This window comes from Lysinibacillus sp. FSL M8-0216 (genome assembly GCF_038595555.1).
Lineage (GTDB): Bacteria > Bacillota > Bacilli > Bacillales_A > Planococcaceae > Lysinibacillus > Lysinibacillus fusiformis.
This window is the reverse complement of the sequence record NZ_CP152007.1, coordinates 3,642,919-3,668,449: the sequence shown is the minus strand read 5'-3', so window position 1 is coordinate 3,668,449 and position 25,531 is coordinate 3,642,919. Positions and strand designations below refer to the sequence as shown.

Annotated in this window: 24 protein-coding genes and 1 riboswitch; of the genes, 17 read left to right on the top strand and 7 right to left on the bottom strand. The window is 37.7% G+C overall.

Annotated elements, in window-relative coordinates; all coding sequences use genetic code 11:
- Window positions 1–140: 140 nt before the first annotated feature.
- The gene (locus tag MKX57_RS18140; RefSeq protein WP_008176803.1) at window positions 141–359 is read left to right on the top strand and encodes an alpha/beta-type small acid-soluble spore protein; all 219 of its coding nucleotides are present in this window, start codon (window positions 141–143) and stop codon (window positions 357–359) included.
- Window positions 360–432: 73 nt separating this feature from the next.
- Here the strand turns inward: MKX57_RS18140 and thiE are convergent, their stop codons facing one another.
- From thiE to thiM, 3 genes are read right to left on the bottom strand one after another with little or no spacing between them, the layout of a single operon-like run.
- Complete coding sequence (gene thiE / locus MKX57_RS18135) at window positions 433–1,074, bottom strand: thiamine phosphate synthase (protein ID WP_342550512.1); 642 nt, start codon at window positions 1,072–1,074, stop codon at window positions 433–435.
- The gene (gene thiD, locus MKX57_RS18130) at window positions 1,064–1,888 is read right to left on the bottom strand and encodes a bifunctional hydroxymethylpyrimidine kinase/phosphomethylpyrimidine kinase (RefSeq protein ID WP_107922394.1); all 825 of its coding nucleotides are present in this window, start codon (window positions 1,886–1,888) and stop codon (window positions 1,064–1,066) included. Before thiD ends, thiE begins: the two co-directional genes overlap by 11 nt.
- On the bottom strand, window positions 1,876–2,643 hold the full coding sequence (thiM, locus tag MKX57_RS18125; RefSeq protein ID WP_008176807.1) for a hydroxyethylthiazole kinase: 768 nt from the start codon (window positions 2,641–2,643) through the stop codon (window positions 1,876–1,878). Before thiM ends, thiD begins: the two co-directional genes overlap by 13 nt.
- 86 nt (window positions 2,644–2,729) lie before the next feature.
- A riboswitch (TPP riboswitch) is annotated at window positions 2,730–2,828 on the bottom strand.
- A 187-nt stretch (window positions 2,829–3,015) separates the two neighbouring features.
- Between thiM and MKX57_RS18120 the strand changes: the two genes are divergently transcribed.
- The 5 genes from MKX57_RS18120 to MKX57_RS18100 all read left to right on the top strand — a co-directional run bounded on the left by MKX57_RS18120 (window position 3,016) and on the right by MKX57_RS18100 (window position 8,096).
- A complete protein-coding gene (locus MKX57_RS18120; protein ID WP_342550511.1) occupies window positions 3,016–4,599 on the top strand; it encodes an acyl--CoA ligase in 1,584 nt (527 codons plus the stop codon).
- A gap of 184 nt (window positions 4,600–4,783) precedes the next feature.
- On the top strand, window positions 4,784–5,797 hold the full coding sequence (sppA, locus tag MKX57_RS18115) for a signal peptide peptidase SppA (protein ID WP_008176810.1): 1,014 nt from the start codon (window positions 4,784–4,786) through the stop codon (window positions 5,795–5,797).
- Between the two features lie 12 nt (window positions 5,798–5,809).
- Complete coding sequence (locus MKX57_RS18110) at window positions 5,810–6,436, top strand: RDD family protein (protein WP_008176812.1); 627 nt, start codon at window positions 5,810–5,812, stop codon at window positions 6,434–6,436.
- A 137-nt stretch (window positions 6,437–6,573) separates the two neighbouring features.
- Window positions 6,574–7,077, top strand: coding sequence for a thiol peroxidase (gene tpx, locus MKX57_RS18105; RefSeq protein ID WP_036119564.1), 504 nt, complete (start codon window positions 6,574–6,576; stop codon window positions 7,075–7,077).
- Between the two features lie 89 nt (window positions 7,078–7,166).
- Window positions 7,167–8,096: a class I SAM-dependent methyltransferase gene (locus tag MKX57_RS18100; protein WP_342530408.1), complete on the top strand. Its 930-nt coding sequence runs from the start codon at window positions 7,167–7,169 to the stop codon at window positions 8,094–8,096.
- 58 nt (window positions 8,097–8,154) lie between these two features.
- On the opposite strand, the gene MKX57_RS18095 is transcribed toward MKX57_RS18100, so the two are convergent.
- Window positions 8,155–8,604 carry a universal stress protein gene (locus MKX57_RS18095; RefSeq protein WP_008176818.1) on the bottom strand — a complete coding sequence of 150 codons (450 nt, stop codon included), beginning with the start codon at window positions 8,602–8,604 and terminating at the stop codon, window positions 8,155–8,157.
- A 402-nt stretch (window positions 8,605–9,006) separates the two neighbouring features.
- On the opposite strand from MKX57_RS18095, the gene ald reads away from it, so the two are divergent.
- Window positions 9,007–10,122 (top strand): alanine dehydrogenase, encoded by a 1,116-nt coding sequence (gene ald, locus MKX57_RS18090; RefSeq protein WP_008176820.1) that lies wholly within the window; start codon window positions 9,007–9,009, stop codon window positions 10,120–10,122.
- Between the two features lie 183 nt (window positions 10,123–10,305).
- On the opposite strand, the gene MKX57_RS18085 is transcribed toward ald, so the two are convergent.
- On the bottom strand, window positions 10,306–11,394 hold the full coding sequence (locus tag MKX57_RS18085) for a Xaa-Pro peptidase family protein (RefSeq protein WP_089985694.1): 1,089 nt from the start codon (window positions 11,392–11,394) through the stop codon (window positions 10,306–10,308).
- A gap of 231 nt (window positions 11,395–11,625) precedes the next feature.
- On the opposite strand from MKX57_RS18085, the gene MKX57_RS18080 reads away from it, so the two are divergent.
- Both MKX57_RS18080 and MKX57_RS18075 read left to right on the top strand, forming a co-directional pair.
- Complete coding sequence (locus MKX57_RS18080; protein ID WP_089985696.1) at window positions 11,626–12,309, top strand: metal-dependent hydrolase; 684 nt, start codon at window positions 11,626–11,628, stop codon at window positions 12,307–12,309.
- Window positions 12,310–12,461: 152 nt separating this feature from the next.
- On the top strand, window positions 12,462–13,769 hold the full coding sequence (locus MKX57_RS18075; RefSeq protein ID WP_008176826.1) for a DRTGG domain-containing protein: 1,308 nt from the start codon (window positions 12,462–12,464) through the stop codon (window positions 13,767–13,769).
- A gap of 52 nt (window positions 13,770–13,821) precedes the next feature.
- Here MKX57_RS18075 and MKX57_RS18070 read toward each other — a convergent pair whose 3' ends face one another.
- Window positions 13,822–14,127 carry a YtpI family protein gene (locus MKX57_RS18070; RefSeq protein WP_008176828.1) on the bottom strand — a complete coding sequence of 102 codons (306 nt, stop codon included), beginning with the start codon at window positions 14,125–14,127 and terminating at the stop codon, window positions 13,822–13,824.
- Between the two features lie 90 nt (window positions 14,128–14,217).
- Here MKX57_RS18070 and MKX57_RS18065 point away from each other — a divergent pair, with 90 nt between their 5' ends.
- From MKX57_RS18065 to MKX57_RS18030, 8 genes are all read left to right on the top strand, one after another.
- A complete protein-coding gene (locus tag MKX57_RS18065) occupies window positions 14,218–15,162 on the top strand; it encodes a bifunctional oligoribonuclease/PAP phosphatase NrnA (RefSeq protein ID WP_083796489.1) in 945 nt (314 codons plus the stop codon).
- A 21-nt stretch (window positions 15,163–15,183) separates the two neighbouring features.
- Entirely contained in the window at window positions 15,184–18,267 is a 3,084-nt protein-coding gene (gene dnaE / locus MKX57_RS18060) for a DNA polymerase III subunit alpha (protein ID WP_089985698.1), read from the top strand.
- 132 nt (window positions 18,268–18,399) lie between these two features.
- Window positions 18,400–19,041, top strand: a complete 642-nt coding sequence (locus tag MKX57_RS18055) for a GntR family transcriptional regulator (protein WP_008176833.1) — start codon at window positions 18,400–18,402, stop codon at window positions 19,039–19,041.
- Between the two features lie 24 nt (window positions 19,042–19,065).
- Window positions 19,066–19,923 (top strand): acetyl-CoA carboxylase, carboxyltransferase subunit beta, encoded by an 858-nt coding sequence (gene accD / locus MKX57_RS18050; protein ID WP_312145880.1) that lies wholly within the window; start codon window positions 19,066–19,068, stop codon window positions 19,921–19,923.
- Entirely contained in the window at window positions 19,916–20,872 is a 957-nt protein-coding gene (locus MKX57_RS18045) for an acetyl-CoA carboxylase carboxyltransferase subunit alpha (protein WP_008176839.1), read from the top strand. The genes accD and MKX57_RS18045 overlap by 8 nt, the downstream gene beginning before the upstream one ends.
- Before the next feature lie 312 nt (window positions 20,873–21,184).
- Window positions 21,185–22,144 carry a 6-phosphofructokinase gene (pfkA, locus tag MKX57_RS18040; protein ID WP_008176840.1) on the top strand — a complete coding sequence of 320 codons (960 nt, stop codon included), beginning with the start codon at window positions 21,185–21,187 and terminating at the stop codon, window positions 22,142–22,144.
- A gap of 25 nt (window positions 22,145–22,169) precedes the next feature.
- Window positions 22,170–23,930: a pyruvate kinase gene (gene pyk / locus MKX57_RS18035; protein WP_008176842.1), complete on the top strand. Its 1,761-nt coding sequence runs from the start codon at window positions 22,170–22,172 to the stop codon at window positions 23,928–23,930.
- Between the two features lie 226 nt (window positions 23,931–24,156).
- On the top strand, window positions 24,157–24,546 hold the full coding sequence (locus MKX57_RS18030) for an FxsA family protein (RefSeq protein ID WP_008176844.1): 390 nt from the start codon (window positions 24,157–24,159) through the stop codon (window positions 24,544–24,546).
- Here the strand turns inward: MKX57_RS18030 and MKX57_RS18025 are convergent.
- The gene (locus tag MKX57_RS18025; RefSeq protein ID WP_089985702.1) at window positions 24,530–25,495 is read right to left on the bottom strand and encodes an AI-2E family transporter; all 966 of its coding nucleotides are present in this window, start codon (window positions 25,493–25,495) and stop codon (window positions 24,530–24,532) included. The genes MKX57_RS18030 and MKX57_RS18025 overlap by 17 nt on opposite strands.
- Window positions 25,496–25,531: the final 36 nt, after the last annotated feature.

The following is a 25,531-nucleotide window of genomic DNA, read 5'->3' as shown; positions in this document are numbered from 1 at the left end:
AAAAGCCGTCTCAAATAGCTTATTTGAGACGGCTTTTTTGTATAGTTCGCCGAATGCCAATAGAGGTACATTTTACCTTTATTTTTTTTGTATTAAAAATCTAATAACGCACATTCTATATTCACAAGGAGGTGAGAAACATGGCTTCAAACAACAACCGCAGTTCAAACCAGCTTGCAGTACCTGGTGTACAACAAGCACTTGATCAAATGAAATACGAAATTGCACAAGAATTTGGTGTTCAATTAGGGGCTGACGCTTCAGCTCGTGCTAACGGTTCCGTTGGTGGTGAAATCACTAAACGTCTTGTACAAATGGCAGAATCTCAATTAAAAGGTATGCCAAACAACAACAACTAATAAATGCTAACTAAGCATTTATAAACTCAAAACCAGTGACCGTAAAAGGCACTGGTTTTAGTTTGTTTATCAATCATTTTTTTATGCGAGATAAAGACTTAAACATGGATACTGTTTGTTCAATATCCTTACTGTCACAGATAGCAGAAATAACAGCAACTCCGTCAGCACCAGCTTGCAAAACAACATTAGCGTTTGTCCAATTTATTCCACCTATGGCTACAATGGGAAAGTTAGGCTGCAATTTGGAAGCTTGCTGTAAAAAAATTGTGCCACATGGTGGTTGTGCATCACTTTTAGATGTTGTGGCAAAAATAGGTCCAATTCCTACATAGTCCGCATGATGGTCAATAGCCGTTTGTAGCTCTTCCTGTGAATGTACAGAAACGCCAAGGAGCCGGTTTGCCATTTTTTTACGTGCAATGGCAATCTGTTCATCATCTTGGCCAATATGAACACCATCTGCACCAAGTCGAACTGCTAGATCCACATCATCGTTAATGATAAACGGCACACGGTAATGTTGACATCGTTTTTGGCATTGGCGGGCAAATTGCTCATAAGCTAATCCTGTTAATGCATTAGGACCCTTTTCACGTAATTGAAACATAGTAATGCCAGCCCGCAGCGCTTGTTCGAGTACAGCTAAAGGTTCCTGTTGGGAAACATTGCTTGTACCCATAATAAAATAAAGCTGTAAATCTTCACGTTTCAAGTAATTTCACCTCGCAGGCACCTTTATGCAACTGATAAGCAAAATGATTTGTGGGCCCATGACCATTACCAATGTCTAAATCGTGCATAATGGCTAATTGTATAAATTTTTTAGCTTCGATAATAGCTTTTTCAATGGACAAACCTTGACCAAGGAAAGCCGTGATAGCTGCTGAAAATGTACAACCTGTACCATGTGTGTTTTCCGTCGAAATACGAGGAGACTGCATGGAAAATGATTTGTCATTTTTTATAAATACATAATCAATTGCATATAACGAATTGGGTAGATGCCCACCTTTAATGATGACACATTGAACACCTAGTTGGAAAAAGCATTGAGCAATTTCCTCCATATCCGAGAAATGATTTATTTTTCTTCCCGTAAGTGCCTCTGCTTCTGGTATATTTGGTGTCACAATTGTAGCAAGAGGAAGTAAAGACATGCGCATGGCCTCGATAGCCTCTTGCTGCAGTAAGCTTTCTCCACCTTTTGCAATCATAACGGGATCAACAATTAGTGGGATTTTTAAATCGTCAATAATGTGTGCAATACCTTGAATAATTTCCGAGGAATAAAGCATCCCTGTTTTAATCGCAGCAATCGAAAAATCTTCAAGTAATGCATGAAATTGTTTTTCAACAAAGTCAACGTCAATTGGGAAAACCCCTGTTACACCAATTGTGTTTTGAGCAGTTAATGCTGTAATAACGGAGGTGCCAAAAACCCCTAATTCCTGAAATGTTTTTAAATCAGCCTGAATGCCAGCGCCACCGCCACTATCCGAGCCTGCAATTGTCGTTACAATATGCATGATGCCTCACCCTCCTTTGAAAGACGATGTAAGGCATTAAGCAAAGCAATTTGAATATCCCCGATATCCTCTGTAAATGCGGATGCTAACTCAGCTGCTTTTTTATAGTATGTCAGTGTTTCCGCTAATTGGCTATACGGATCATCTCCTGAAGAGAAGGCTGCTCCACATATAGCGCTAAGTAAACAGCCTGTACCCGTTACTTCAGTCATTTGTGAATTTCCACCTGTAATCCATTGGCTCTGCACACCGTCTGTCATAAAATCATGTTTGCCTGTAACAATGACTATACAGTTGTAGCGTTGAGCCAATAGTGTAGCCTCAGTCTCTATGGCAATAAATCCCTCACCACTATCAACACCTTTTTGTTGCCATTCTACATTGGCTAATGCCGCAAGCTCACCCTTGTTACAGCGTATGACTGCAAATTGTATAGCTGAAAGTAATAGGTGTACGGTTTCCTTGCGATAAACTGTGGCACCTGCGCCAACCGGATCTAATATAACAGGAATGGCAAGGGTATTTGCTTTTTTTCCTGCTAACAGCATTGATTCTTTTGTTCGGTCATTTAGTGTACCAATATTGATTAAAAGAGCGTCTGCAATGGCGACCATTTCCTCCACCTCATGGCTATCATCAGCCATGACAGGAGAGGCACCTAATGCCAATAGACCATTGGCTTGGAAATTAGCCACGACATAATTAGTTATACAGTGAATAAGCGGTTGTTGTTGACGAATTGTTTGAAAAATCATTTTAGTCCTCCTTTATTGGTGGACGTAAGCATGCAAAAAAGGCCCTTTTTACGTAAAAATGCACGAAAAAGAGCCTTTCATCTGAAAAAACGATGTTCATTGCTCCCTACGTCAGTATTAACTAACAGGTTCAAAGGGTCAGGTTTTACCTTCTCAACTCTTTATGAGTCCCCCTGCAATCTTGCTTATAGTTGACCAAAATGTACCATACTTTTCATATGTATTCAATAGCAAGTTTTCCTATCGACAAAACGTGACTGATGCCATATAGCTAAGCATGATAGTTGTCATGACTTTACTTAAATCAAGTGTAAACCATTGAAAATACTAGAAAAGGAGTATAATGTGTCTTAACAAAAGGGGGCATTTGCCATGAATAGACAAGAATTAGTAGCACCAGAATGGTATAACATAACAGATGAATTTGAAAAATATGCAAAGGATTCAACTAAAAATGCATTGATTATTTATCATGAGCATTCTGATGTACAATTTATCACCTACGCACATTTACTTGAAAGAGCGAATCAGGCGGCACATGTCTTTACAAAAAGTGGATTAACTAAAGGTGATGTCATTTTAGTGATGGTACCACGCTCAGTAGAAGCATACATTGTCTATATTGCTGCATTAAAAGCGGGTTTAATAATCATTCCAAGCTCTGAAATGCTAAGAACAAAAGATATTGAGTATCGTATTCATCATGCTGATGCTAAAGCTGTTGTAGCCTTTGAGCCTTATATTGAGCAATTTGATCAAGTAGGGAATTTACAAAATATACAGCAATTTGTTATCGGTAATGCACATGAACCATGGCAGCCGTTAGTAGACAAAATGCGAAAGCAACCAACAACTTACATAAGTTCTACACCAACAAAAAGTACAGACCATGCCTTTTTAGCTTACACAAGTGGCACAACAGGTAACCCGAAAGCTGCTGTGCATACTCATAGCTGGGGCTATGCACATTTACGGACAACAGCCCCACACTGGCTAGGAGTACAAGAAAATGATATTGTATGGGCAACTTCAGCACCAGGATGGCAAAAATGGATTTGGAGTCCGTTTCTCGCGATTTTAGGCAGCGGTGCCACTGCATTTGTTTATAAAGGAAAGTTTGATGCAGCAACATATTTAGCATTGCTTGAAAAATTTAAGATGAATGTCTTATGTTGCACACCGACAGAATATCGTTTTATGGCAGCACTTGAAAATTTACAGGAGTATGACATCAGTTCAATTCGACAAGCTGTTTCAGCAGGTGAGCCATTGAACAGTGATGTCATTAAAAAATTCTCAGACACTTTCCATCTACAAGTGCGAGATGGTTATGGTCAGACTGAGAATACACTTCTTGTAGGGACTATGGTTGGTATGGACGCAAGAGTTGGTTCGATGGGTAAACCTACGCCAGGCAATACGGTTGACATTATAGACGATTTTGGCGAGCCAGTTGCTATAGGAGAAGTAGGTGATATTGCTGTTCATCGAGAAACACCTGCACTTTTTAAAAAATATTTAAATGATCCTGAACGTACTAATTTACAATTCCGTGGTGATTGGTATATAACAGGGGATCGAGCTTATAAAGATGCGGACGGCTATTTTTGGTTTGAAGGCCGCGGAGATGATGTTATTATTTCCTCAGGTTACACAATTGGACCTTTTGAAGTAGAGGATGCGCTGATGAAGCATCCGACTGTGAAAGAGGTTGCTGTCATTGCAAGTCCCGATAAAGTTCGCGGGAACATCGTTAAAGCATTCATTATCCTTCATAATGGTGTTAATTGTAATCAAGAGCTTATTCAATGCCTTCAAAATCATGTCAAATCATTAACGGCACCTTATAAATACCCACGTGCTATTGAATTTGTTACTGAGTTACCCAAAACTGCATCTGGTAAAATTAGACGTGTTGAATTAAGACAACAAGAATTAAAACATCTTGTACAATAATCATTTCCTAGGAAATAATGTCGAAAATCAAAGTTCATGCAAAGAAATGAACTTTGATTTTTTTTTTATTTTTAGGTAAGGTATTATGAGGAAATAAATAGAATAAAACTTTTTGCATATTATTGCAAAAAAATGAAACAAATGAGCAAGTCATACGTATTACGAGTTAAGGAGGCGGAAAGACATGAATGTTAAAAGGTGGGTTGCATTAATAGTGGCTGGTGTTCTTTTACTGTTTTCATTAGGGATTAATACCATTTTTGCACTATTTAAAGCAGATTTCCTAGGTAATTTTGACAGTTTAATGGCAGGAAATAACCTAGATGTATATGAAAATGTAATTGAAGGAGATAATTATGATAAAAGGATTGCCTATTTAAAGGTAGATGGAACAATCCAAGATATTGGATCAAGTTCACTATGGCAACCTGTTGCATATGATCATCAATTTTTCTTAGATCAATTGGATAATATTTTGTACGATGATACGATTCAAGGAATTGTTTTAAGTGTTAACTCTCCGGGTGGAGGGGTAAAAGAATCTGCTGAAATTTATAAAAAGCTATTAAAAATTAAAGAAGAACGACAAATTCCAATTTATGTATCGATGGATTCGATGGCAGCATCTGGTGGCTATTATATTTCAGCTCCAGCAGATAAAATATTTGCCCATCGGGATACAATTACAGGCTCGATTGGTGTAATCATGCAATCTATTAATTATCAAGCATTGGCTGAAAAAGTAGGTGTCAAATTCGAAACGTTTAAATCTGGCGAGCATAAGGATATGCTAAGTCCAATGCGTGATGTGACACCAGAGGAACGAGCGATGATGCAGGATATGATTAATGAAACATACGAAGAATTTGTAGATATCGTTGAACAAGGACGTAATATGTCAGAAGCTGATGTGAAGAAAGTGGCGGATGGACGTATCCTTGGCGGTACAAAAGCACTTGAAGCCGGTTTAGTTGATGAAATTGGCGACGAAGAAGCTGCCATTGCAGCCTTACGCGCAGATTTTGGACTAGAAGATGCTGCATTATTTGAATATGCCTATGATATGGGCGGATGGCAATCTTATGTTGGAATGAAAATTGGCTCTATGTTCGGTCCTTCTGCAGAGGAAAAAATGCTAATGAAAATTATGACGGATTACAATGCACCGAAAATGATGTATTTATACGGTGAATATTAAGGAGGGAGTTCAATGACAAACAATGAAGTTGTTATGCAAGGTTCACCCTCAATGGAAAATGGCTTTTTTAACAATGGCACGGAAGATTCAACAAGTCAAAAAAACTACACATTAAAAACGGCAGGCTTTTGGATCAGATTGTGGGCATTTTTATTGGATGGATTTATTGTATCTGCTGTAGTTGGCATACTCATTAACCCTATCTTTTATTTAATGGACTGGTCCTTATCAGAATCAGTTTGGTATGCTCCAATCTCCATTATATCGGCGATTCTTTATTACAGTTATTTTGTCCTTATGACGAAATTCTTTGGTCAAACGCTAGGGAAGATGGTATTTGGGTTACGTGTAATTTCATTAAAGCATGATAACCTTACTTGGTCAGATGTGTTATTCCGTGAATGGATTGGGCGTATTATTAATAATATTGTGATGCCTCTCTATATTTTGGTAGTTATTTTGCCAGACAATCAAGGGTTGCATGACTATTTTGCCGATACAACAGTGGTGCATGAGAAAGTCTATATTGAAAAGAACTTGGCGCCACTTGCTATAGAGAAAAAGGAAGAGCTTATAGTGTCTATTGAACAAGAGGGAAAACCTGAGCTAGAAAAACTAGAAGAAAAAAATGAACAATAAACAAGAGACTGTCTCAAATGAAGAGACAGTCTTTTCTATTACTAGCTAACACTTAGAATAAAGTAAGCTATCTTAGTTGCAATTAATTCCCTTCATTTAGTAATATTATGTACATATGAAGATTAGGAGGCGTTTATATGGCACAAGTAACATTTAAAAATGGTCCAGTGACACTAGTAGGTAATGAAGTAAAGGTGGGCGATTCTGCACCAGATTTTACAGTATTAGCGAATGACCTTTCACCTGTAACATTAAAAGATTCCGAGGGGAAAATTCGTTTATTTAGTGTAGTACCATCATTAGATACTGGTGTATGTGATGCGCAAACACGTCGTTTCAATGAAGAAGCAGCTAACTTAGGCGATAATGTAGTGATTTATACAGTATCTGTAGATCTTCCATTCGCTCAAAAACGTTGGTGTGGGGCAGCAGGTATTGATGCCGTTCAAACGGTTTCTGATCACCGCGACCTTTCATTTGGTGAGGCTTATGGCGTGTACATTCAAGAATTACGTCTTCTGACACGTGCAGTATTTGTTGTGGATGCAAACAATAAAGTAACATATGTTGAGTATGTACCTGAGGCAACAGACCATCCAAACTATGAAGCGGCTATTGAAGCTGTTAAAGCACTAGCATAATGGCCTGCTTTTAGGCTAAGATAATACTAGACAAAGGGGCTGTGACGAGTGTTTGTCACGGCTCTTTTCTGCTTGAAAGGAAGTTATCTATGGAAAACATCGAGAAATTATTTGGTATGCTAAATGAGCATGCTGAAAAAATCGAAAAAGAACACAATACAACTTTGTTAGAGGGGTTACTAGATGGGCTAGAGGCATGGCTTGATGGAGAAGTGGATTTCTCACAAAAGGATGCAACAAAAGAGGATATTCGCAAGTCTATTCAAATTACCATTCTAAAAGGAATGCGTAAAAGTTCACAACCAAACCATCAAATGACGCCTGATACGTTAGGGTTATTAGTGGGCTATTTTGTTGAACAAATCTTTGCTGAACGTCTTGAGCATGACAAAATTTCGATTATGGATCCAGCAGTAGGAACAGGAAATTTATTACTAACAGTTATGAATTTATTAGATGGTAAAGTGGAGGCTACTGGTGTAGAGGTAGATGAGCTACTTATACGTTTGGCTGCAGCTACAGCTGATTTAACAGAGCAACCGATTTCTTTATATCGTCAGGATGCCTTACAAGATTTATTGGCAAATCCTGTTGATGCAGTAGTATGTGATTTACCTGTTGGTTATTATCCAAATGAAGAAATTGCCCTTGAGTATGAATTGTGCGCGCCTGAGGGAATGAGCTATGCCCACCATTTATTTATTGAGCAGTCTATGAATTATACAAAGGAAGGTGGCTACTTATTTTTCCTTGCGCCATCACATCTTTTTGATTCAGAGCAGTCTAAGCAACTTCATAAATACATTCAAAAGCATGCTTGGATTCAAGCGATTATTCAACTACCTGATTCCATGTTTGCCAATAAATCATTAGAAAAGAGCATTGTCATCTTGCAAAAGCAATCGAAGGAATGTAAATCACCTAAAGAAGTGCTTTTAGCAAAAGTACCAAATATGCAAAATAAGCAGGCACTTGCTTTATTCTTTGAAAAAGTGAAAATGTGGAAAGAGGGCAAGTAATTGCTCATAGAATTCAAAAAGGTATCCTACAGTAGGATACCTTTTTATGTATTGCTGATTAGTTTTCAGGTGTGCGGATGACAAGAACGTCACAATTAGCTGAACGTACAATTGCTTCAGATACTGAACCAATTAGGAAACGTTCTACTGCATTTAGACCTGTTGCACCACAAATGATTAGATCTGCGTCTACAATTTTAGAAAGCTCTTTAGTAATAATATTTTTTGGAGAACCATATTCGATGATTAGGTTAACATTTGCGATACCTTCATCTTCAGCTTGCTTTTTGTAACCATTTAATAGTTCTTCAGAGAATGCTTGAGCACGTTCTGCAATGGAACGGTCGTATGCTTCAATTGCAGCGAATGAACGTGTATCAATAACATTCACTAAATTTAATACAGAACCCTCATTACGCTTCGCCACGTCAATTGATTTACGAAAAGCGTATTCAGCTTCCTTAGAACCGTCTACTGCAACCACAATGCTTTTATAATGATTAGCCATTTAAAAAACCTCCCTGATTTGTATATGTTGATTATACCAAATGATTTCCTAAAGGAAATACTTTCCGGAAGAAAAATTATGAAAAAGTGAAGGCATTTCATGAAGAAAATATAATTACTTAATTCCCACTATTAGCAACGTGTAAACGTAATTTTGGCTTTCGAAATGGAGGAGTATATATCACTATAATTTTCCTTTTTATTTTATAAATATAATAATTTAAATTGTAAAATCACCGTTTAAATATTTTGTATTTTGAAAATGTTAGAAATTTTATTTGTATTTATTTTAATTAAAGCTTTTTTTTTATTTGTTTGGTAATATGGAATTGCAAGGGGTGCATCAATTTTTAATTACATAAATGATGCTGATTTTTTACGTAATGGAAGGGGATAGGAAACTATGAAAATTGGTATTCCAAAGGAAATTAAAAACAATGAAAATCGTGTAGCAATGACACCAGCAGGAGTTGTTACTTTAACACATGCAGGCCATGAGGTGTACATTGAAACTGGAGCAGGCTTAGGATCAAGCTTTACGGATGCTGATTATATTGCAGCTGGTGCCCATATTGTGCAAACGGCTAAAGAAGCTTGGTCACAAGAGATGATTATGAAGGTAAAAGAGCCTGTAGCTTCTGAGTATGATTACTTCTATGAAGGTCAAATCTTATTCACTTACTTACACTTAGCGCCAGAAGTTGAATTGACTCAGGCACTTTTAAATAAAAAAGTTGTAGGGATTGCCTACGAAACAGTTCAATTAGCAAATGGTTCACTACCATTATTAACACCGATGAGTGAAGTAGCAGGTAAAATGGCTACACAAATCGGAGCACAGTTCTTAGAGAGAAATCATGCTGGTAAAGGTATTTTACTTGGCGGTGTATCAGGTGTACAACGCGGTAAAGTAACAGTTATCGGTGGTGGTATCGCGGGAACTAACGCTGCGAAAATCGCTGTTGGTATGGGAGCAGACGTAACAGTTATCGATTTAAGCCCTGAGCGTTTACGCCAATTAGAAGATATGTTTGGTCGTGATGTTCAAACATTGATTTCTAATCCTTATAACATTGCAGAATCTGTAAAAACTTCAGATTTAGTAATTGGTGCCGTATTAATTCCAGGCGCAAAAGCACCAAAGCTTGTATCAGAAGAAATGATTCAATCAATGCAAGCAGGCTCTGTAGTAGTGGATATAGCTATTGACCAAGGCGGTATTTTTGCTTCTTCAGATCGTGTCACAACACATGATGATCCAACATACGTAAAACACGGCGTTGTACATTATGCAGTTGCGAATATGCCTGGAGCAGTACCACGTACATCAACAATTGCTTTAACAAATAATACAATTCCTTACGCACTTCAAATTGCGAATAAAGGCTATAAACAAGCTTGCCTAGACAATGTTGCACTGAAAAAAGGTGTTAATACTTTAGATGGACAACTAGTATATAAAGCTGTTGCAGATTCACAAGGACTTCCATATGTAAATGTGGATGAGCTTATTCAATAATTAGATGTAAAAATAAAAAATCCTTCGAGAAAATCACTCTCGAAGGATTTTGTGATTTTTCTTCCAAACATTTCTCTAGTAAAGATCATAGTTCAATGGAATAAAAAGACTATAGGCAAACTCTCAAAGTTTTTGAGTTTGTCTACAGTCTGAAGGAAGGTATTTGGACGCTTCCTTTTTATCTTATAGAATGATTAAATCTTTCGGGAATTTTGTTAATACTTCCACACCATCTTTTGTTACAACAACATCATCCTCAATACGTACACCTGTTACATCTGATTTATAAATTCCAGGCTCAATCGTAAAGACCATGCCCTCTTCCATTGTCATGTCATTTGTTCCTGTAACAGATGGGAATTCATGTACAGAAATGCCAAGACCATGTCCAAGACGATGTGTGAAATATTCTCCAAATCCTGCTTCGGTAATCGTATCGCGTGCGATTTTATCTAAGTCCATAGCACGGACACCAGGTTTCACAGCTGAAACGGCATTTTGGTTAGCTGCTAACACAGCATGATAAATTTCTTTTTGTGCTTCACTTGGCTCTCCAAAGGCAACTGTACGTGTAATATCAGAGCAATAGCCATCGTAAATGACACCAAGGTCAAATAGTACCATATCCCCTTTTTCTATTTTTCGTGCACCTGGATGACCATGAGGAGAGGCTGTTTTTGGTCCACTCAGTACCATTGTTTCAAAGGACATTTTACAACCTTTATCTTGAATAGCATTTTCAATGGCTGTCAAAATTTCCATTTCTGTTTTACCTTCAGCAATTTCCCTGCAACCGATTTCAATAGCATAATCAGCTAACTCTGCAGCTTTGCGTAATTTGTCTAATTCACTTTCATCCTTAATTACGCGCATTGCATTAATTTTTTCGTCTAGACGTACAAAATTTGCTTGTGGGAAGGATTGCTGTAGGGCCTCTAAGCGTTCCACAATGAGCTGTGCCTTTTCAATGGCAAACGTAGTTGGTTGAATGTCACGTGATGTAATGGCTTGTGCAAGGACCTCCATCGAATTGTCAGTGTCTTGGTGGCCAATAACCTCATAAGACCAGCCAGCCGCTTTTGCATCTGGAATTTCCATTTGCGGACAAATTAGAAAAGGTTCAGCATCTTTAAAAATTATGACACCTAGTAATCTCTCATGAGGATTACTTTTAAAGCCTGAAACGTAAAAAACATTGTCAGGTGTAGTGATAAATGCCGCATCAATGTGATTTTGCTGCAAATAACTTTGGATTTCTTCAACCTTTGACATAAATATGTCCTCCTTTTTAGTACATGGGAAATTTTAATGAGGAACCTTCGACTTTCTAAAGAAAATAGCTGTTCCTTTTTATCACTGAATAATTGTGATCTAACAACGTATAAAATTGTTAGAAGTGATACGATTATTCTCTGTACAAGCATATCAAAAAAAGGGAAAAAGCGCATGGGTAGCGAATTAAAATGGAGGGGTTTTCATTTATAAATCAAGGAGGACATGAAGATGGAAATAAGCTATCATGGACATTCTATTGTCAAAATACAAACAAATGGGAAAACAATTTTAATTGATCCTTTTATTAACGGTAATGGACAAACAGATTTAAAGGTTGCTGAGGAAGCACCAGATATTATTTTATTAACACATGGTCATAATGATCATGTTGGAGACACCGTAGAACTAGCGAAGAAAAAGGATGCGCTAGTTATTGCTCCAAATGAATTAGCCAATTGGATTTCCTGGCAGGGAGTAAAAACACATCCAATGCATATTGGAGGGGCTAAGGAATTCGATTTTGGAAAGGTGAAGTTTACGCAAGCTTTCCATGGCTCTTCTTATGTAACAGATACAAATGAAATTATTTATATGGGTATGCCAGCAGGGATATTACTATTTGTTGAAGGGTTAACGATTTATCATGCAGGCGATACAGCTCTATTTGGTGATATGAAATTAATTGGTGAACGACATCCAATAGATATAGCATTCCTACCAATCGGTGATAATTTTACAATGGGTCCAGAAGACGCTGCATGTGCAGTTTCATTCTTAAAGCCTAAGATTGTCGTACCTATTCATTACAATACATTCCCACCTATCAAGCAAGATCCACAGGTTTTTGCTGATTTAGTACAAATTTCAGAGGTTCAAATTTTAAAAGCTGGTGAGAAAGTAAACTGTTTCTAATCGTTGATAACGCTGTACTATATGAATTGACACCACGCTGGTAGTTGAAATGGTGGGGGTTTTTAAACAATTTGATCACTTTATATTAAATATTTTTATAAAAAATATGGTACACTAAGAGCAGAATTGAAGCTTAGGAAATAGGTGATATTTTGTCTACAAAACATGAGAAAATTTTACAATACATCGAGTCACTACCAGTGGGCGATAAAATTTCAGTACGTCAAATTGCGAAGGAAATGCAAGTGAGTGAAGGGACTGCATATCGTGCTATAAAAGAAGCAGAAAACCGTCGCTTAGTAAGTTCAATTGAACGTGTTGGAACAATTCGTATTGAAAAGAAAAAGAAAGAAAATATTGAACGCTTAACTTTTGCAGAAATTGTCAATATAGTAGATGGTCAAGTTTTAGGTGGAAAATCTGGTCTACATAAAACGTTAACGAAATTTGTCATAGGGGCCATGCAATTAGAAGACATGATGCGCTATACAGATGCGGGTAGCTTATTGATTGTAGGGAATCGTATTAAAGCCCATGAAAATGCCCTTCGTGCAGGTGCTGCTGTTTTAATTACAGGTGGTTTTGATACAACGGATGCCAATAAACAGCTTGCAGATTCATTGGATTTACCAATAATTTCAACTAGCTATGATACGTTTACTGTAGCAACGATGATTAACCGAGCGATCTATGATCAGCTCATCAAAAAGGATATTTTATTTATTGAAGATATTTATGTTCCTATGACTGACACAGCAGCGTTAAAAAATGATGAAACTATCCGACATTTCCAGAAGTTGAATGAACGCACAACACATGGGGCTTTTCCAGTTGTCACTCATCAAAATAAACTTGTCGGAATGATTACTGTAAAAGACGTTATTGGTCGAGAAGAAAATGAGCTAGTTGAAAAGGTTATGACGAAGAATCCAATTGCTGGCTCCATGAAGATGAGTGTTGCTTCAGCCGGGCATCGTATGATTTGGGAAGGTATTGATCTGTTACCAATCGTAAATGATGATAATATTTTACAAGGAGTCATTAGTCGTCAGGACGTACTTAAAGCATTACAGCTAGCTCAAAGACAGCCACAGCATGGTGAAACTATTGATGATTTAGTGAAAAATGAGATGAAGGTACTTGGTGATGAAGAGCTCGTTGTGGAGTTTAAAGTTACACCGCAAATGACGAATCAATACGGGGCGATTTCTTACGGTGCTTTCACGACTCTATTAGCTGAAGTGGGTTCATTTGCATTAAAGCGTCGAAAACGTGGAGATGCAGTAGCCGAGAATATGACCATTTACTTTATTAAACCAGTACAAATGGAAAGTACACTTACAGTCAAGCCACGAATATTAGACATGAGTCGTAAGTTTGTGAAAATGGATTTTGAAGTGTATAATCAACAAATACTTGTTGGTAAGGCAATGATGATGTTCCAGCTTTTAGAACGTTAAGGATTGAAAGGGATGGCCTAGCGCAATTGCTTGGTCATCCCTTTGTTACATATTATCGATTAATGCGGAATTCTTCCTCAACAAACTGACCATAATGACGCGCTTTTTTCGTATTTTCTACAACGACAAAGATGCCTAGCACGACAAGAATTGCTACAATTATAAATGTATATAAGCTAGGGAATAAGTAGGCTTGATTGAATCCGAAAAACAGTAGGAAGGAACCGAAGCCGATATTCGCCTTACTTTTATACCAATTTTTAGCGATTGGTAATGAAGAACGGAACTGTTTTGTTTTAAAATAAAAATAAAAGACAAAAGATATAATTATCGCAAACACAAATATTAAATTGAGCATAGTAAACCTCCTAGCATAACTAGACATTATTGTAACGATAATTTTGAAAAAATGCTAACGGTTCTTACTATCATTTTGGAGGAATTTATTGTGAAAAGACAAATCATCGACACAATTGCTGCCTATGAAACAATCATTATTCATCGTCATGTACGACCAGATCCAGATGCATATGGCTCACAACTTGGGTTAAAAGAATTGATTTTAGCAAATTATCCGGAGAAAAAGGTTTTTGCTGTAGGTGACCATGATGCTTCTTTAACATTTATGGCACAGCCTGATCAAGTATTGGATGACGTTTATGAGCATGCTTTAGTCATTGTGACTGACACAGCTAATACAGAACGTGTTGACGATCAACGCTATACAAAGGGAAAAATGATGATTAAAATTGATCATCATCCAAATGATGATGCCTATGGTGATCTTTTATGGGTGGAAACGACAGCAAGTTCTTGCAGTGAAATGATTTACGAGCTGTATGAGGAAGGTAAGGAAGTGGCGAACTGGCAACTGTCAGATACTGCTGCACGATTATTATTTGCAGGAATTGTAGGGGATACAGGTAGATTCCAATTCCCAAGTACTACTGCTAAGACATTTAAAGTAGCCGCAGACCTGATTACATATGATTTTGATCGAAATCAAATTTTTGATGGTATGTATGAAATGGAGCAAAAACTGCTGAATTTACAGGGCTATATTTATCAAAACTTTACAATGGATGAGTATGGAGCAGCCCATGTAAAGCTAACAAAAGAATTATTAGCAGAACATGATATTGTACCATCAGAGGCATCGTTACTGGTAGGATGCCTAGGAAGTGTTAAAGGGATCTGTTCGTGGGTTGTATTTATTGAAGAAGAGGATCAAATTCGTGTGCGTTTACGTTCGAAGGGTCCTATTATTAATACATTAGCAAAAGAATTTAATGGTGGTGGACATCCGCTCGCTTCTGGAGCTACGGCTTATTCATGGAAAGAGGCAGATGACGTCATCGAAAGATTACAAGAGATTTGTAAAGCGTATCATTAAAAAGAAAAGGAAGGGATTCATTTGACACACGTATACACAAAGATGCATACGAGCGCGGATTTATTGAAAAGCACAATTCGGCTTGAGCAATTGATTCCTTTTTTACAAGAACAAAAGACACAAGCCTGTGCAATCGTAAATACGAAATTGTACGGGCTTTTGCCTTTTTGTAAAGCCATGCAGCAAGCAAATATACATGCTGTCATTGGCCTTTCTATAAATGTGCAATGGCATGATAAAACGTTTCCTCTTGTGCTGTATGCGCAATCTCAGGAGGGCTATCAGCATTTATTGAAGATAAGTAGTGCAGTTTCAATTAGGGAAGATGAAGTGCTGCCTTGGAAATGGCTAGAGGGCTATGCAGCAGGCTGCTTGGCATTACTTTCTTCAGATGATATAGGTGATGTAGAAGATTGGCAGGCATTAGTATCTGCCTTAGCCCATCTCTTTCAGCATCATTTTTATATGGGAATTACCAGACCTGGAGGGGTAACGCAAGCTAATGAGAAAGAACTTATAGAGTGGTGTGAAGGGCAGGCGATCCCACTTGTAGCCGTTCAAAGCTGTTATTTTTTACGTCCTGATGATCATTTTGCATACGAGGTAGCAAGAGCTATCGATACAGGAGACAAGCTTGGTGATACGATGCTAACAGCTAATTTACAAGGTTATTTTGCACCTACAGCACAGGAGTGGCAAAGTTGGTTTGCTGATCGACCAGAATGGCTTGAATCTTGTGGACAAATGCTTGCTAGCTGTCACGCTATCATCCCAGAAATGTCTGTACAAATGCCTAAATTTCCTGTGCCAGTTGGTGAAACAGCTGAGAGCTTACTTGTTAAAGAAGCATTTGCCGGATTAGAGGGGCGGTTCAACCAAATGGATATTCCGAATGGTTACCGAGAACGATTACAATATGAGCTTGAAATAATATGTTCAATGGGCTACGCTGATTATTTTTTAGTAGTAGCTGATTTTATGCGCTTTGCGAAAGACAATCGCATTTTGACTGGACCTGGTCGTGGTTCTTCCGCTGGGTCACTGGTTGCCTATAGTTTAGCTATTACGCAAGTGGACCCCCTTGCCTATGGTTTATTATTTGAACGATTTTTAAATCCTGAACGGATATCTTTACCTGATATAGATATTGATTTTGTCGATAGTAAACGACATCAAGTAATCCAATACGTTGCACAAAAGTATGGTAAAGCCAATGTGGGGCAAATCATTACATTCGGTACATTGTCTGCAAAAGCAGTTGCTCGAGATGTCGCGAGAGTATTTAGTTTCGGCGCAGAGACATTGGAAAAAATTTCGAAAATGATACCTAATAAACCAGGCATTACATTACAAAAGGCTTTAGAAGAATCCTATGATTTACAGGGCTGGCTCTCTGAGGATGAGCAACATCAGCGATGGTTTGACGTAGCGCTAAAATTAGAGGGGCTACCGAGAAATTCCTCTACCCATGCGGCAGGCGTTGTTATTGCACCATCCCCCTTAGTAAATACAGTCCCTATAGAGGATGGACATGAAGGCATCTATTGCACACAATGGCCGATGGGGGATATCGAGGCATGTGGTCTCGTCAAAATGGATTTTTTAGGGTTACGTAATCTTACTATTTTGGAGCAAATGCGTTGGTCCATTTATAAAGCTGGTGGACCGTGGATTGATTTTGAACGAATTCCTATGCATGATGAAAAGACTTTTCAATTATTGCAAAAGGGTGATACATCAGGTATTTTCCAATTAGAATCAGAAGGAATGAAACAAGCATTACGAGACATTCATCCCACACACTTTTTAGATATTGCTGCTGTAAACGCACTTTATCGTCCAGGTCCAATGGAATTTATACCTGTCTATGCTAAACGAAAAGCCGGCAAAGAAATGGTTGTTATGCCTCACCCTGTGCTAGAGCCCATTTTACAAGAGACTTTTGGTGTTATTGTCTATCAAGAGCAGATTATCAAAATTGCCTCTGTGCTTGCAGGATTCTCAATGGGACAAGCAGATTTACTTCGCCGTGCAGTTAGTAAGAAAAATCGCCAAGTGCTAGAGGAGCAACAGGTTTCCTTTGTGCAAGGGGCATTAAAACAAGGCTATGATCAACAGGTAGCGACAGAGGTGTACGAATTAATTGTCCGTTTTGCCGATTACGGATTCCCTAAAAGTCATGCTGTAGCCTATAGTGTTATTTCCTATCAAATGGCATATCTAAAGGCTCATTTCCCTCAAAGCTTTTACGCCGCATTATTATCTAATGCGACGGGAAATATAGATAAAATTCAACAGCTAGTGCAAGAGGCCAAGGACAAAGGTATCCCATTTTATCCACCTTCATTAAAGGACAGTACAAAATATTTTACTGTTGAGCAAGAAGGGATACGTTATAGCTTATCAGGAATTAAAGGCGTCCCTCATACTTTTATAGAGAATATCCATACTTTGCGCCAATCAAACCCTCTGGTATTGCATAATCTTTTTGATTTAGCTGTGGCATTAAGTGCACAGCATTTTAAACCGAAAGTAATAGAAGCATTAATTTATGCTGGAGCCCTAGATTATTTAGAGAAAGACCGTGCAGTACTGATCATGACAATAGACGCTGCATTAAAACACGCTGAACTCCTACGACCAACTGAGGATATTGATATATCAACTGCTACAGAATTTAGCTTTGGAAAGCCAAAATATATGCAGGTGGATGATATGCCACAAAAGGAAAAATTGATGCATGAAAAGGAAAGTTTAGGTTTTTACATTTCTGCCCATCCCGTTACGCAAGAAAGACTATATTGGGCTGATGTGAATAGTACTTGTCGTGAGTTAAAGCAGATGCGAGATGGGACGTATGTGAAAATGATTGGTGTCATTGAAGAAGTAAAAAAAATTCGTACCAAAAAAGGAGAACAGATGGCCTTTGTCCAGTTACAGGATGAGCATGGAGCTGTTTCCGCTACGTTATTCCCACAAGTTTTCCAATTCGTTCAAGACTTGTTAATAGAAGATGAAATTCTGTTTATAGAAGGAACTATAGAAAGACGTTTTGGAAAACCACAAATTAAAGTAAAACATGCGCAAGCGACGAAAAAGATATAAAATGAAACGAAAATTTAGAAACTGCATTAAATTTTATGCAGTTTTTTCTTTACTTTTGGGCAGTTATTTTGTAAGCTAGAGTCAACGTTAAAAAGTGGTCTGACCACTTTTTTGATAAGGGGAGTTAGTCGTATGGATAAAAAAACCGAACAAAAAAAAGTGTTTTTAGAAATCGTCCAACAACTACGTCAACTCATTAAATTGGAAAAAATTCAAGCAGGTGAAAAGCTTCCCTCCGAACGAGTCTTATCTGAGCGTCTAGGTGTCGGGCGATCCTCTGTCAGAGAGGCATTGCGAAGTCTAGAATTGCTAGGTCTTATAGAAACGAGACATGGTGGTGGTACTTTTCTTGCTTCCACACATAAGCATCAGCTTGTAGAAATCCTGTCGATGTTTATATTAGAAGATGTAAAATCAAAAAAAGATGTCGAATTTACGCGACAAATTCATGAAAAGGAAGCTATTCGCGTAATAAGTTGTACAGAGATTCTTCGCACACTACCTGTGTGGGATAGTTTTTTTGTGAAACTAGAATTAGAAGGTATGATTAATTGTCGTGATATATTGCGAGAACTTTTAATCACAACAGGTAATCGTTTATCATTAAAAATCTGGTTTCAATTGGCAGCTTATGATGGCGACCGTTTAAATCGAAACTCAACAGAAGATGAAAAAATAATCATTCAAACTATGTTGAAATCGATGCAGCTAGGGTACGAAAAAGAAGCACTAAAAGCTTATGAGCAGTGGATGAGTACTGTACAAAGCACTTAGACAACAACAAAGGGGGAGTCAAACATGGCAATACGTAGCTTATTTAGTGGTAATCGAAAAAAGAAAGAGGATGGACAGGAAAAGGCATTTCCAGAAGGATTAATGACAAAATGTCCTGAATGCCGCCATATTCAATTAACGAAAGAACTAGAAAAGAATGATAAAGTGTGTTCAAAATGTAGTCATCATTTCAAAATGACTGCACAAGAACGTGTGGACTATTTCTTGGATGAAGGTTCATTCGTTTCGATGGACGATCATTTACAAACAAGCAATCCATTGAATTTCCCAGCATATGTAGAGAAAATTTCAGCTGACCAAGACAAAACAGGCTTGAATGAAGCTGTACTAACAGGCGTTGGTACATTAGATGGAGAAGAAATTGTTGTTGCCATTATGGATTCTCACTTCCGTATGGGGTCCATGGGTTCAGTTGTGGGCGAAAAAATTACTCGCGCAGTAGAGAAAGCAACTGAATTAGGTGTGCCATTTATTATTTTTACGGCTAGTGGCGGTGCGCGTATGCAAGAAGGTGTACTATCTTTAATGCAAATGGCAAAAACAAGTGTTGCCTTAAAGCGTCATAGCGATCAAGGTTTATTATTTATTTCCATTTTAACGCATCCTACAACTGGTGGGGTTTCAGCAAGCTTTGCCTCTGTAGGTGATATAAATATTGCAGAACCACAAGCATTAATTGGCTTTGCAGGCCGTCGTGTTATTGAAGAAACTGTAAGAGAAAAACTACCAAATGATTTCCAAACGGCAGAATTTTTATTAGAGCATGGCCAACTTGATGCCATTTTCCCTCGCAAAGATTTACGTAAACAAGTTTCTTTACTTGTAAAAATGCATACGAAAGGCGGCGTGCAACATGTCTAAAAATTTAGCGTTTGAAGAACCAGTTATCCAATTACGAGAAAAAATTGATGAATTAAAAACAATAGCCACTGAAGCTGATGTCGATATGACGGGTGAAATCGAGAAACTAGAAACACGGCTATCCCAATTAGAGCAATCGATTTATGCGAATATGAAGCCGTGGGATCGTGTGCAAGTAGCAAGACATCCAGAAAGACCTACTACTTTACAATATATTGAAGCGATATGTGAGAATTTCATTGAATTGCATGGAGATCGTACTTTTGGTGATGATGCTGCAATTCTTGGTGGAATAGGTATTTTTGAAGGGCAACCTGTAACAATAATCGGACACCAACGTGGAAAATCAACAAAAGAAAATATACGACGTAATTTTGGTATGCCTCACCCAGAAGGTTATCGTAAAGCCCTACGTTTGATGAAGCAAGCAGAAAAATTTAATCGACCAATAATTTGTTTTATTGATACAAAAGGTGCTTATCCAGGTAAAGCTGCTGAAGAACGTGGGCAAAGTGAAGCAATCGCTAGAAACCTTGTTGAAATGGCAGGCTTAACAGTACCAGTCATCAGTATTGTGATTGGAGAAGGAGGAAGTGGTGGTGCACTAGCATTAGGTGTTGCAAACCGTGTCTTTATGCTAGAAAACTCAACCTATTCCGTTATTTCTCCAGAAGGAGCGGCGTCGATTTTATGGCGTGATGGTAGCCTTGCTAAGCAAGCGGCTGAAGCAATGCGTATAACAGCACCGGATTTAAAAGAGCTTGGTGTTATAGATGGTATCGTCCCTGAGATTATTGGTGGTGCCCATCGCAATGTAGCAAAACAGGCACTTTATATTAAAGAATGCATCAGCACTACACTTCATGCATTAAATTCTCTAAATGGAGAACAATTAATTGAAGATCGTTATGAGAAGTTCAAAAAAATCGGACAATATACAGAAGTATAAAACACATTTTTGGAAGGCTATCTTCTGATAGCAGCAAAAATATGGGGATATGAATTTGCTCGTTAAGAGACAAAATTTGTTTCTTAACATATTAAAAAGCTATAAAAATTAAAGAAGCTAGTTACGCAATCTGAACGTCAGACTTCTTGGAAATTTGTTAGATTTAGGATGTTTTTGGATGGAAAGAGTGTGTGAAAGCGCATTCTTTTCATTTTTTATGTAAAAGTTATGTTTTTGTAGCCTCAGAACCCTTACATAGTTTGTTTTTTCATGTTAATGTGAATAATAATAGTAACTGCAGGAGGTTCGACAATGAAAAAAATTGCTGTATTAACTAGTGGTGGAGATGCGCCTGGAATGAACGCAGCTATTCGAGCGGTTGTTCGTAAGGCAGCATTCCATGGAATTGATGTTGTCGGAATTAAACATGGTTATGAGGGCTTAGTAAAAGGTTATTTAGAAGAACTTGATCTAGGTTCGGTTGGTGGTATTATTCAGCGTGGTGGTACCCATTTAAATTCTGCGAGATGTCCAGAATTTAAAGAAGATGCCGTGCAACTACAAGGCATTGAAAATTTACGAGCTGCCGGAATTGAAGGACTTGTTGTCATTGGTGGCGATGGTTCTTATAGAGGGGCTATGGATTTAGTGAAAAAAGGCTTCCCTGCTGTAGGTGTACCAGGAACTATCGATAATGATGTTCCAGGAACAGAATATACGATAGGCTTTGATACGGCACTCAATACAGTAGTAGAATCCATCGATAAAATTCGTGACACAGCTACTTCTCATGAAAATTCTTTCATAGTTGAGGTTATGGGTCGTGATGCAGGAGATATTGCTTTATGGGCAGGACTTGCTGCCGGTGCTGAAACAGTCTTAATTCCAGAAGAGGATTATGACTTAGATGATATTGTGGCACGCTTAGATCGTGGTGCAGCACGTGGGAAGAAGCATAGTATCATTATTGTGGCAGAAGGCGTTATGTCTGGAAATGAACTAGCTAAGTTGATAAAAGAAAAGACTGGTAAAGAAACACGTGTTTCTGTGTTAGGTCATATTCAGCGTGGTGGTTCCCCAACTGCACGTGATCGCGTATTGGCAAGTCAGTTTGGCGCACATGCAGTGGAGTTACTAATGGAAGGCAAATATGGCCGAGCGGTAGGTATTCGCAATCATCAGGTTATCGATTATGATATGCCGGAGGCTTTTGAAAAAAATCATGAGGCAGATGTAAGTCTATACACACTTATGAAAGAACTATCAATATAATTTGTTATAAACGGAGTGGGCAAAAATGAGAAAAACAAAAATCGTATGTACAATTGGACCTGCAAGTGAGTCACCAGAAACATTAGAAAAATTAATTGAAGCAGGTATGAATGTAGCCCGCTTGAATTTTTCACATGGCTCTCATGAAGAGCATGCGGGACGAATTCATTTAATTCGTGAAGTGGCACAAAAGTTAAATAAACCAGTAGGAATTTTATTAGACACAAAAGGTCCTGAAATTCGTACGCATAACATGAAAAATGGTGAGCTTCATTTATCAGCTGGCCAAGTGATTGATATTTCAATGACTGAAGTAGAAGGTACGGAGACAAGCTTTTCTGTTACTTATGAGCAACTAGTAGAAGATGTTGAGCAAAACTCAATTATTTTACTTGATGATGGTCTGATCCAATTACGTGTACTAGCTACAGATGTTGAAAAAGGTTTAATTCATACGATTGTAGAAAATGCGGGCGTATTGAAAAATAAAAAAGGTGTCAACGTACCAGGTGTTTCTGTACAACTTCCAGGTATTACTGAAAAGGATGCTCAGGATATTTTATTTGGTATTGAACAAGGTGTAGATTTCATTGCTGCCTCATTCGTTCGTCGTGCAAAAGATGTGCTTGAAATTCGTGAGTTACTTGAGCAAAATGGCGGTGGGCATATCCAAATCATCCCGAAAATTGAAAACCAAGAGGGTGTCGATAATATCGATGAGATTATCCTTGTATCCGATGGATTGATGGTAGCACGTGGAGATCTAGGTGTTGAAATTCCAGCAGAAGAAGTACCTCTTGTACAAAAGAAGTTAATTCTAAAATGTAATCAAGTAGGAAAACCAGTTATTACGGCTACTCAAATGTTGGATTCTATGCAACGTAACCCACGTCCAACACGTGCAGAAGCAAGTGATGTAGCGAACGCCATCATTGATGGTACAGATGCAATCATGTTATCAGGAGAAACTGCTGCGGGTCTATATCCAGTGGAGTCAGTACAAACAATGAATAAAATTGCTCAACGTACTGAAAATTCATTAGATTATAAATCGATTGTTTCTACACGTAGTCGTGAAAAAGAAGCCAATATGACAGAAGCTATTTCACAAGCAGTCGCTTATACATCCATTAATTTAGGTGTCAAAGCCGTATTAGCCCCAACAGAAAGTGGAAATACAGCTAGAATGATTGCCAAATACCGACCTGGTGTACCTATTGTTGCAGTAACAGGCTCAACAAATACGGCTCAAACATTAACATTAGTGTGGGGTGTACACCCAATTGTTTGCCAACGTGTGACAACTACAGATGAGATTTTAGAATTAGCTGTAGATGAAAGCTTGAAACACGGTTTTGTCACACATGGTGATGCTGTTGTAATTACAGCAGGTGTGCCAGTTGGTGAAGCGGGTACTACAAACCTAATGAAAGTACACATTATTGGCGATTTACTAGCTCGTGGGCAAGGGATTGGCAAGGCATCGGTTGTAGGTAAAACAGTTATTGCTAAAAATGCGGCTGAGGCACTTGCTTATGATACGGAAGGAAGTATACTTGTAACAGTTGGTTCAGACCGTGAAATGATGCCAGCAATAGAAAATTGCATTGGGCTAATTACTGAAGAAGGTGGACTAACTAGTCATGCTGCAGTAGTTGGACTAAGTCTTGGTATTCCAGTAATTGTTGGCGTAAAAGAAGCAACAACATTATTACGCCATGGTCAAGAAATTACGATGGACGCTGAAACAGGCGTTATCTATAAAGGACATGCTAGCGTTCTTTAATTATAAACAAAAAGCTCTAGTGCGATTTGTTGTACTAGAGCTTTTAATAAGGGTTGTACAAATTAACTATATTTCGTGCTATATGGAAAGCTACTTTTTATATCTCCATCAAAAAAGATAAGTGATTTGGTATTATTTGATGGGAGGCATTCATTTTTTTTATGAAACTAAATGGGCTATAATAACGTATAAAAGGTATACCTTTTCAAGTAGAAAGGAGAAAAATATGCGAAAAATTTTTCTTGGTTTCATTGTCTACGCATTAGCCGAATTGGCGTTATTAATAGTTATTGGACAAAACATTGGTGTTTTAAGTACATTATTACTCATTATTGCCACTAGTGTACTTGGGGTTTATGTAATGAAAAATAAAGGTATGAATTCTGTCCAAAATGTAAAAAATACATTAGCACGTGGAGAGGCTCCGGGATCTGCGTTGGTTGATACATTATTAACTTTTAGTGGTGGACTGCTTTTAGCATTACCAGGCTTTATGACAGATCTTATTGGCTTACTACTGCTTTTGCCTTTTTCACGAAAAATGTTCCAACCGGTTGTCTATTATTGGATGCGTAAAAAAATGAAAAAAGGTCAATTTATTATCGTTCAAAGATAGAGTTTTCTTTTAGCTTAACCGCTAAAAATAAAAAGATCGGGCTAAGTAATATTCCATAAAAGCCAAATAATAGAATAGAGGCGGCGCTGATGAAAAATGTATGGAATGTACGTAATTGAAGCGTGTTGGACCAAAGCATTGATTCAGCTAGCTGCCTTGTTAATTGTACAAATAAATACAACAGTAAAATGGCTACACATAAAAATGTATTTCCATTGAAATAAAAATAAATACTCATCGGCACAAGAAATACACCGATACCGAAAAATGGCAGGACATCTGCGAAAGCTACAATAAAAGCTTTAATAATAGCTTGTTCAAATTGAAGGATCATAAAGCCTCCACAAAGAATAAGTAAGGTTATTGTAAATAATTGAAATTCCACATATAAAAAATAATGAAAAAGTTGCATGATTTTCGCGAAATGTGATTGCCATTCTTGACGATATTTCTTTGGCACATATTGAAAAAACCAATAGCGTGATTTACGCGTTTCTAGGAGAGCGAAATAATAAGCTACCAAGAAAATGAATACCTCAATGACATGTTTCATTAATAATTGGAAAAGATCAGCTGTATATATGATGATCGAATCAAAAATAGAAAGTGATTTCTCCTTTAAAACTTGTATAAACATCGATTCATATTCACTGAAAAGTGGGAAGTTTTGTAATGTATTACGAATCTCCGGAAAGATGACAATCACACTATTGATGGATATGACGACAAGCAAAAAAATACAAGTTAAAATCAATACCTCCACAATTATTGCTGCTATCCAATAGGCGATCCTGCAATATTTATGCAAGAAATTTATGACAGGGTACGTCGAAAATGACAAAAAAATCGCAAGTGATACTGGTAATACAAACCAAAGTATGACTAAGTAAAAAATAAAAAGTAAAATACTTGTGGTTCTTTCGTATGAAAAATACTTTAAATTCCTCATTTTAACAAATTCACCTCAAATCATAATGTCAAAAAA

Coding starts and splice junctions, on each gene's coding strand:
- MKX57_RS18140 (WP_008176803.1), top strand. CDS start 141: ATGGCTTCAAACAACAACCGCAGTTCAAACCAGCTTGCAGTACCTGGT.
- thiM (WP_008176807.1), bottom strand. CDS start 2,643: ATGATTTTTCAAACAATTCGTCAACAACAACCGCTTATTCACTGTATA.
- thiD (WP_107922394.1), bottom strand. CDS start 1,888: ATGCATATTGTAACGACAATTGCAGGCTCGGATAGTGGCGGTGGCGCT.
- pyk (WP_008176842.1), top strand. CDS start 22,170: ATGAGAAAAACAAAAATCGTATGTACAATTGGACCTGCAAGTGAGTCA.
- MKX57_RS18045 (WP_008176839.1), top strand. CDS start 19,916: ATGTCTAAAAATTTAGCGTTTGAAGAACCAGTTATCCAATTACGAGAA.
- MKX57_RS18070 (WP_008176828.1), bottom strand. CDS start 14,127: ATGCTCAATTTAATATTTGTGTTTGCGATAATTATATCTTTTGTCTTT.
- MKX57_RS18085 (WP_089985694.1), bottom strand. CDS start 11,394: ATGTCAAAGGTTGAAGAAATCCAAAGTTATTTGCAGCAAAATCACATT.
- MKX57_RS18100 (WP_342530408.1), top strand. CDS start 7,167: ATGGAAAACATCGAGAAATTATTTGGTATGCTAAATGAGCATGCTGAA.
- accD (WP_312145880.1), top strand. CDS start 19,066: ATGGCAATACGTAGCTTATTTAGTGGTAATCGAAAAAAGAAAGAGGAT.
- ald (WP_008176820.1), top strand. CDS start 9,007: ATGAAAATTGGTATTCCAAAGGAAATTAAAAACAATGAAAATCGTGTA.
- MKX57_RS18110 (WP_008176812.1), top strand. CDS start 5,810: ATGACAAACAATGAAGTTGTTATGCAAGGTTCACCCTCAATGGAAAAT.
- MKX57_RS18080 (WP_089985696.1), top strand. CDS start 11,626: ATGGAAATAAGCTATCATGGACATTCTATTGTCAAAATACAAACAAAT.
- MKX57_RS18055 (WP_008176833.1), top strand. CDS start 18,400: ATGGATAAAAAAACCGAACAAAAAAAAGTGTTTTTAGAAATCGTCCAA.
- MKX57_RS18030 (WP_008176844.1), top strand. CDS start 24,157: ATGCGAAAAATTTTTCTTGGTTTCATTGTCTACGCATTAGCCGAATTG.
- MKX57_RS18025 (WP_089985702.1), bottom strand. CDS start 25,495: ATGAGGAATTTAAAGTATTTTTCATACGAAAGAACCACAAGTATTTTA.
- pfkA (WP_008176840.1), top strand. CDS start 21,185: ATGAAAAAAATTGCTGTATTAACTAGTGGTGGAGATGCGCCTGGAATG.
- MKX57_RS18095 (WP_008176818.1), bottom strand. CDS start 8,604: ATGGCTAATCATTATAAAAGCATTGTGGTTGCAGTAGACGGTTCTAAG.
- tpx (WP_036119564.1), top strand. CDS start 6,574: ATGGCACAAGTAACATTTAAAAATGGTCCAGTGACACTAGTAGGTAAT.
- sppA (WP_008176810.1), top strand. CDS start 4,784: ATGAATGTTAAAAGGTGGGTTGCATTAATAGTGGCTGGTGTTCTTTTA.
- MKX57_RS18120 (WP_342550511.1), top strand. CDS start 3,016: ATGAATAGACAAGAATTAGTAGCACCAGAATGGTATAACATAACAGAT.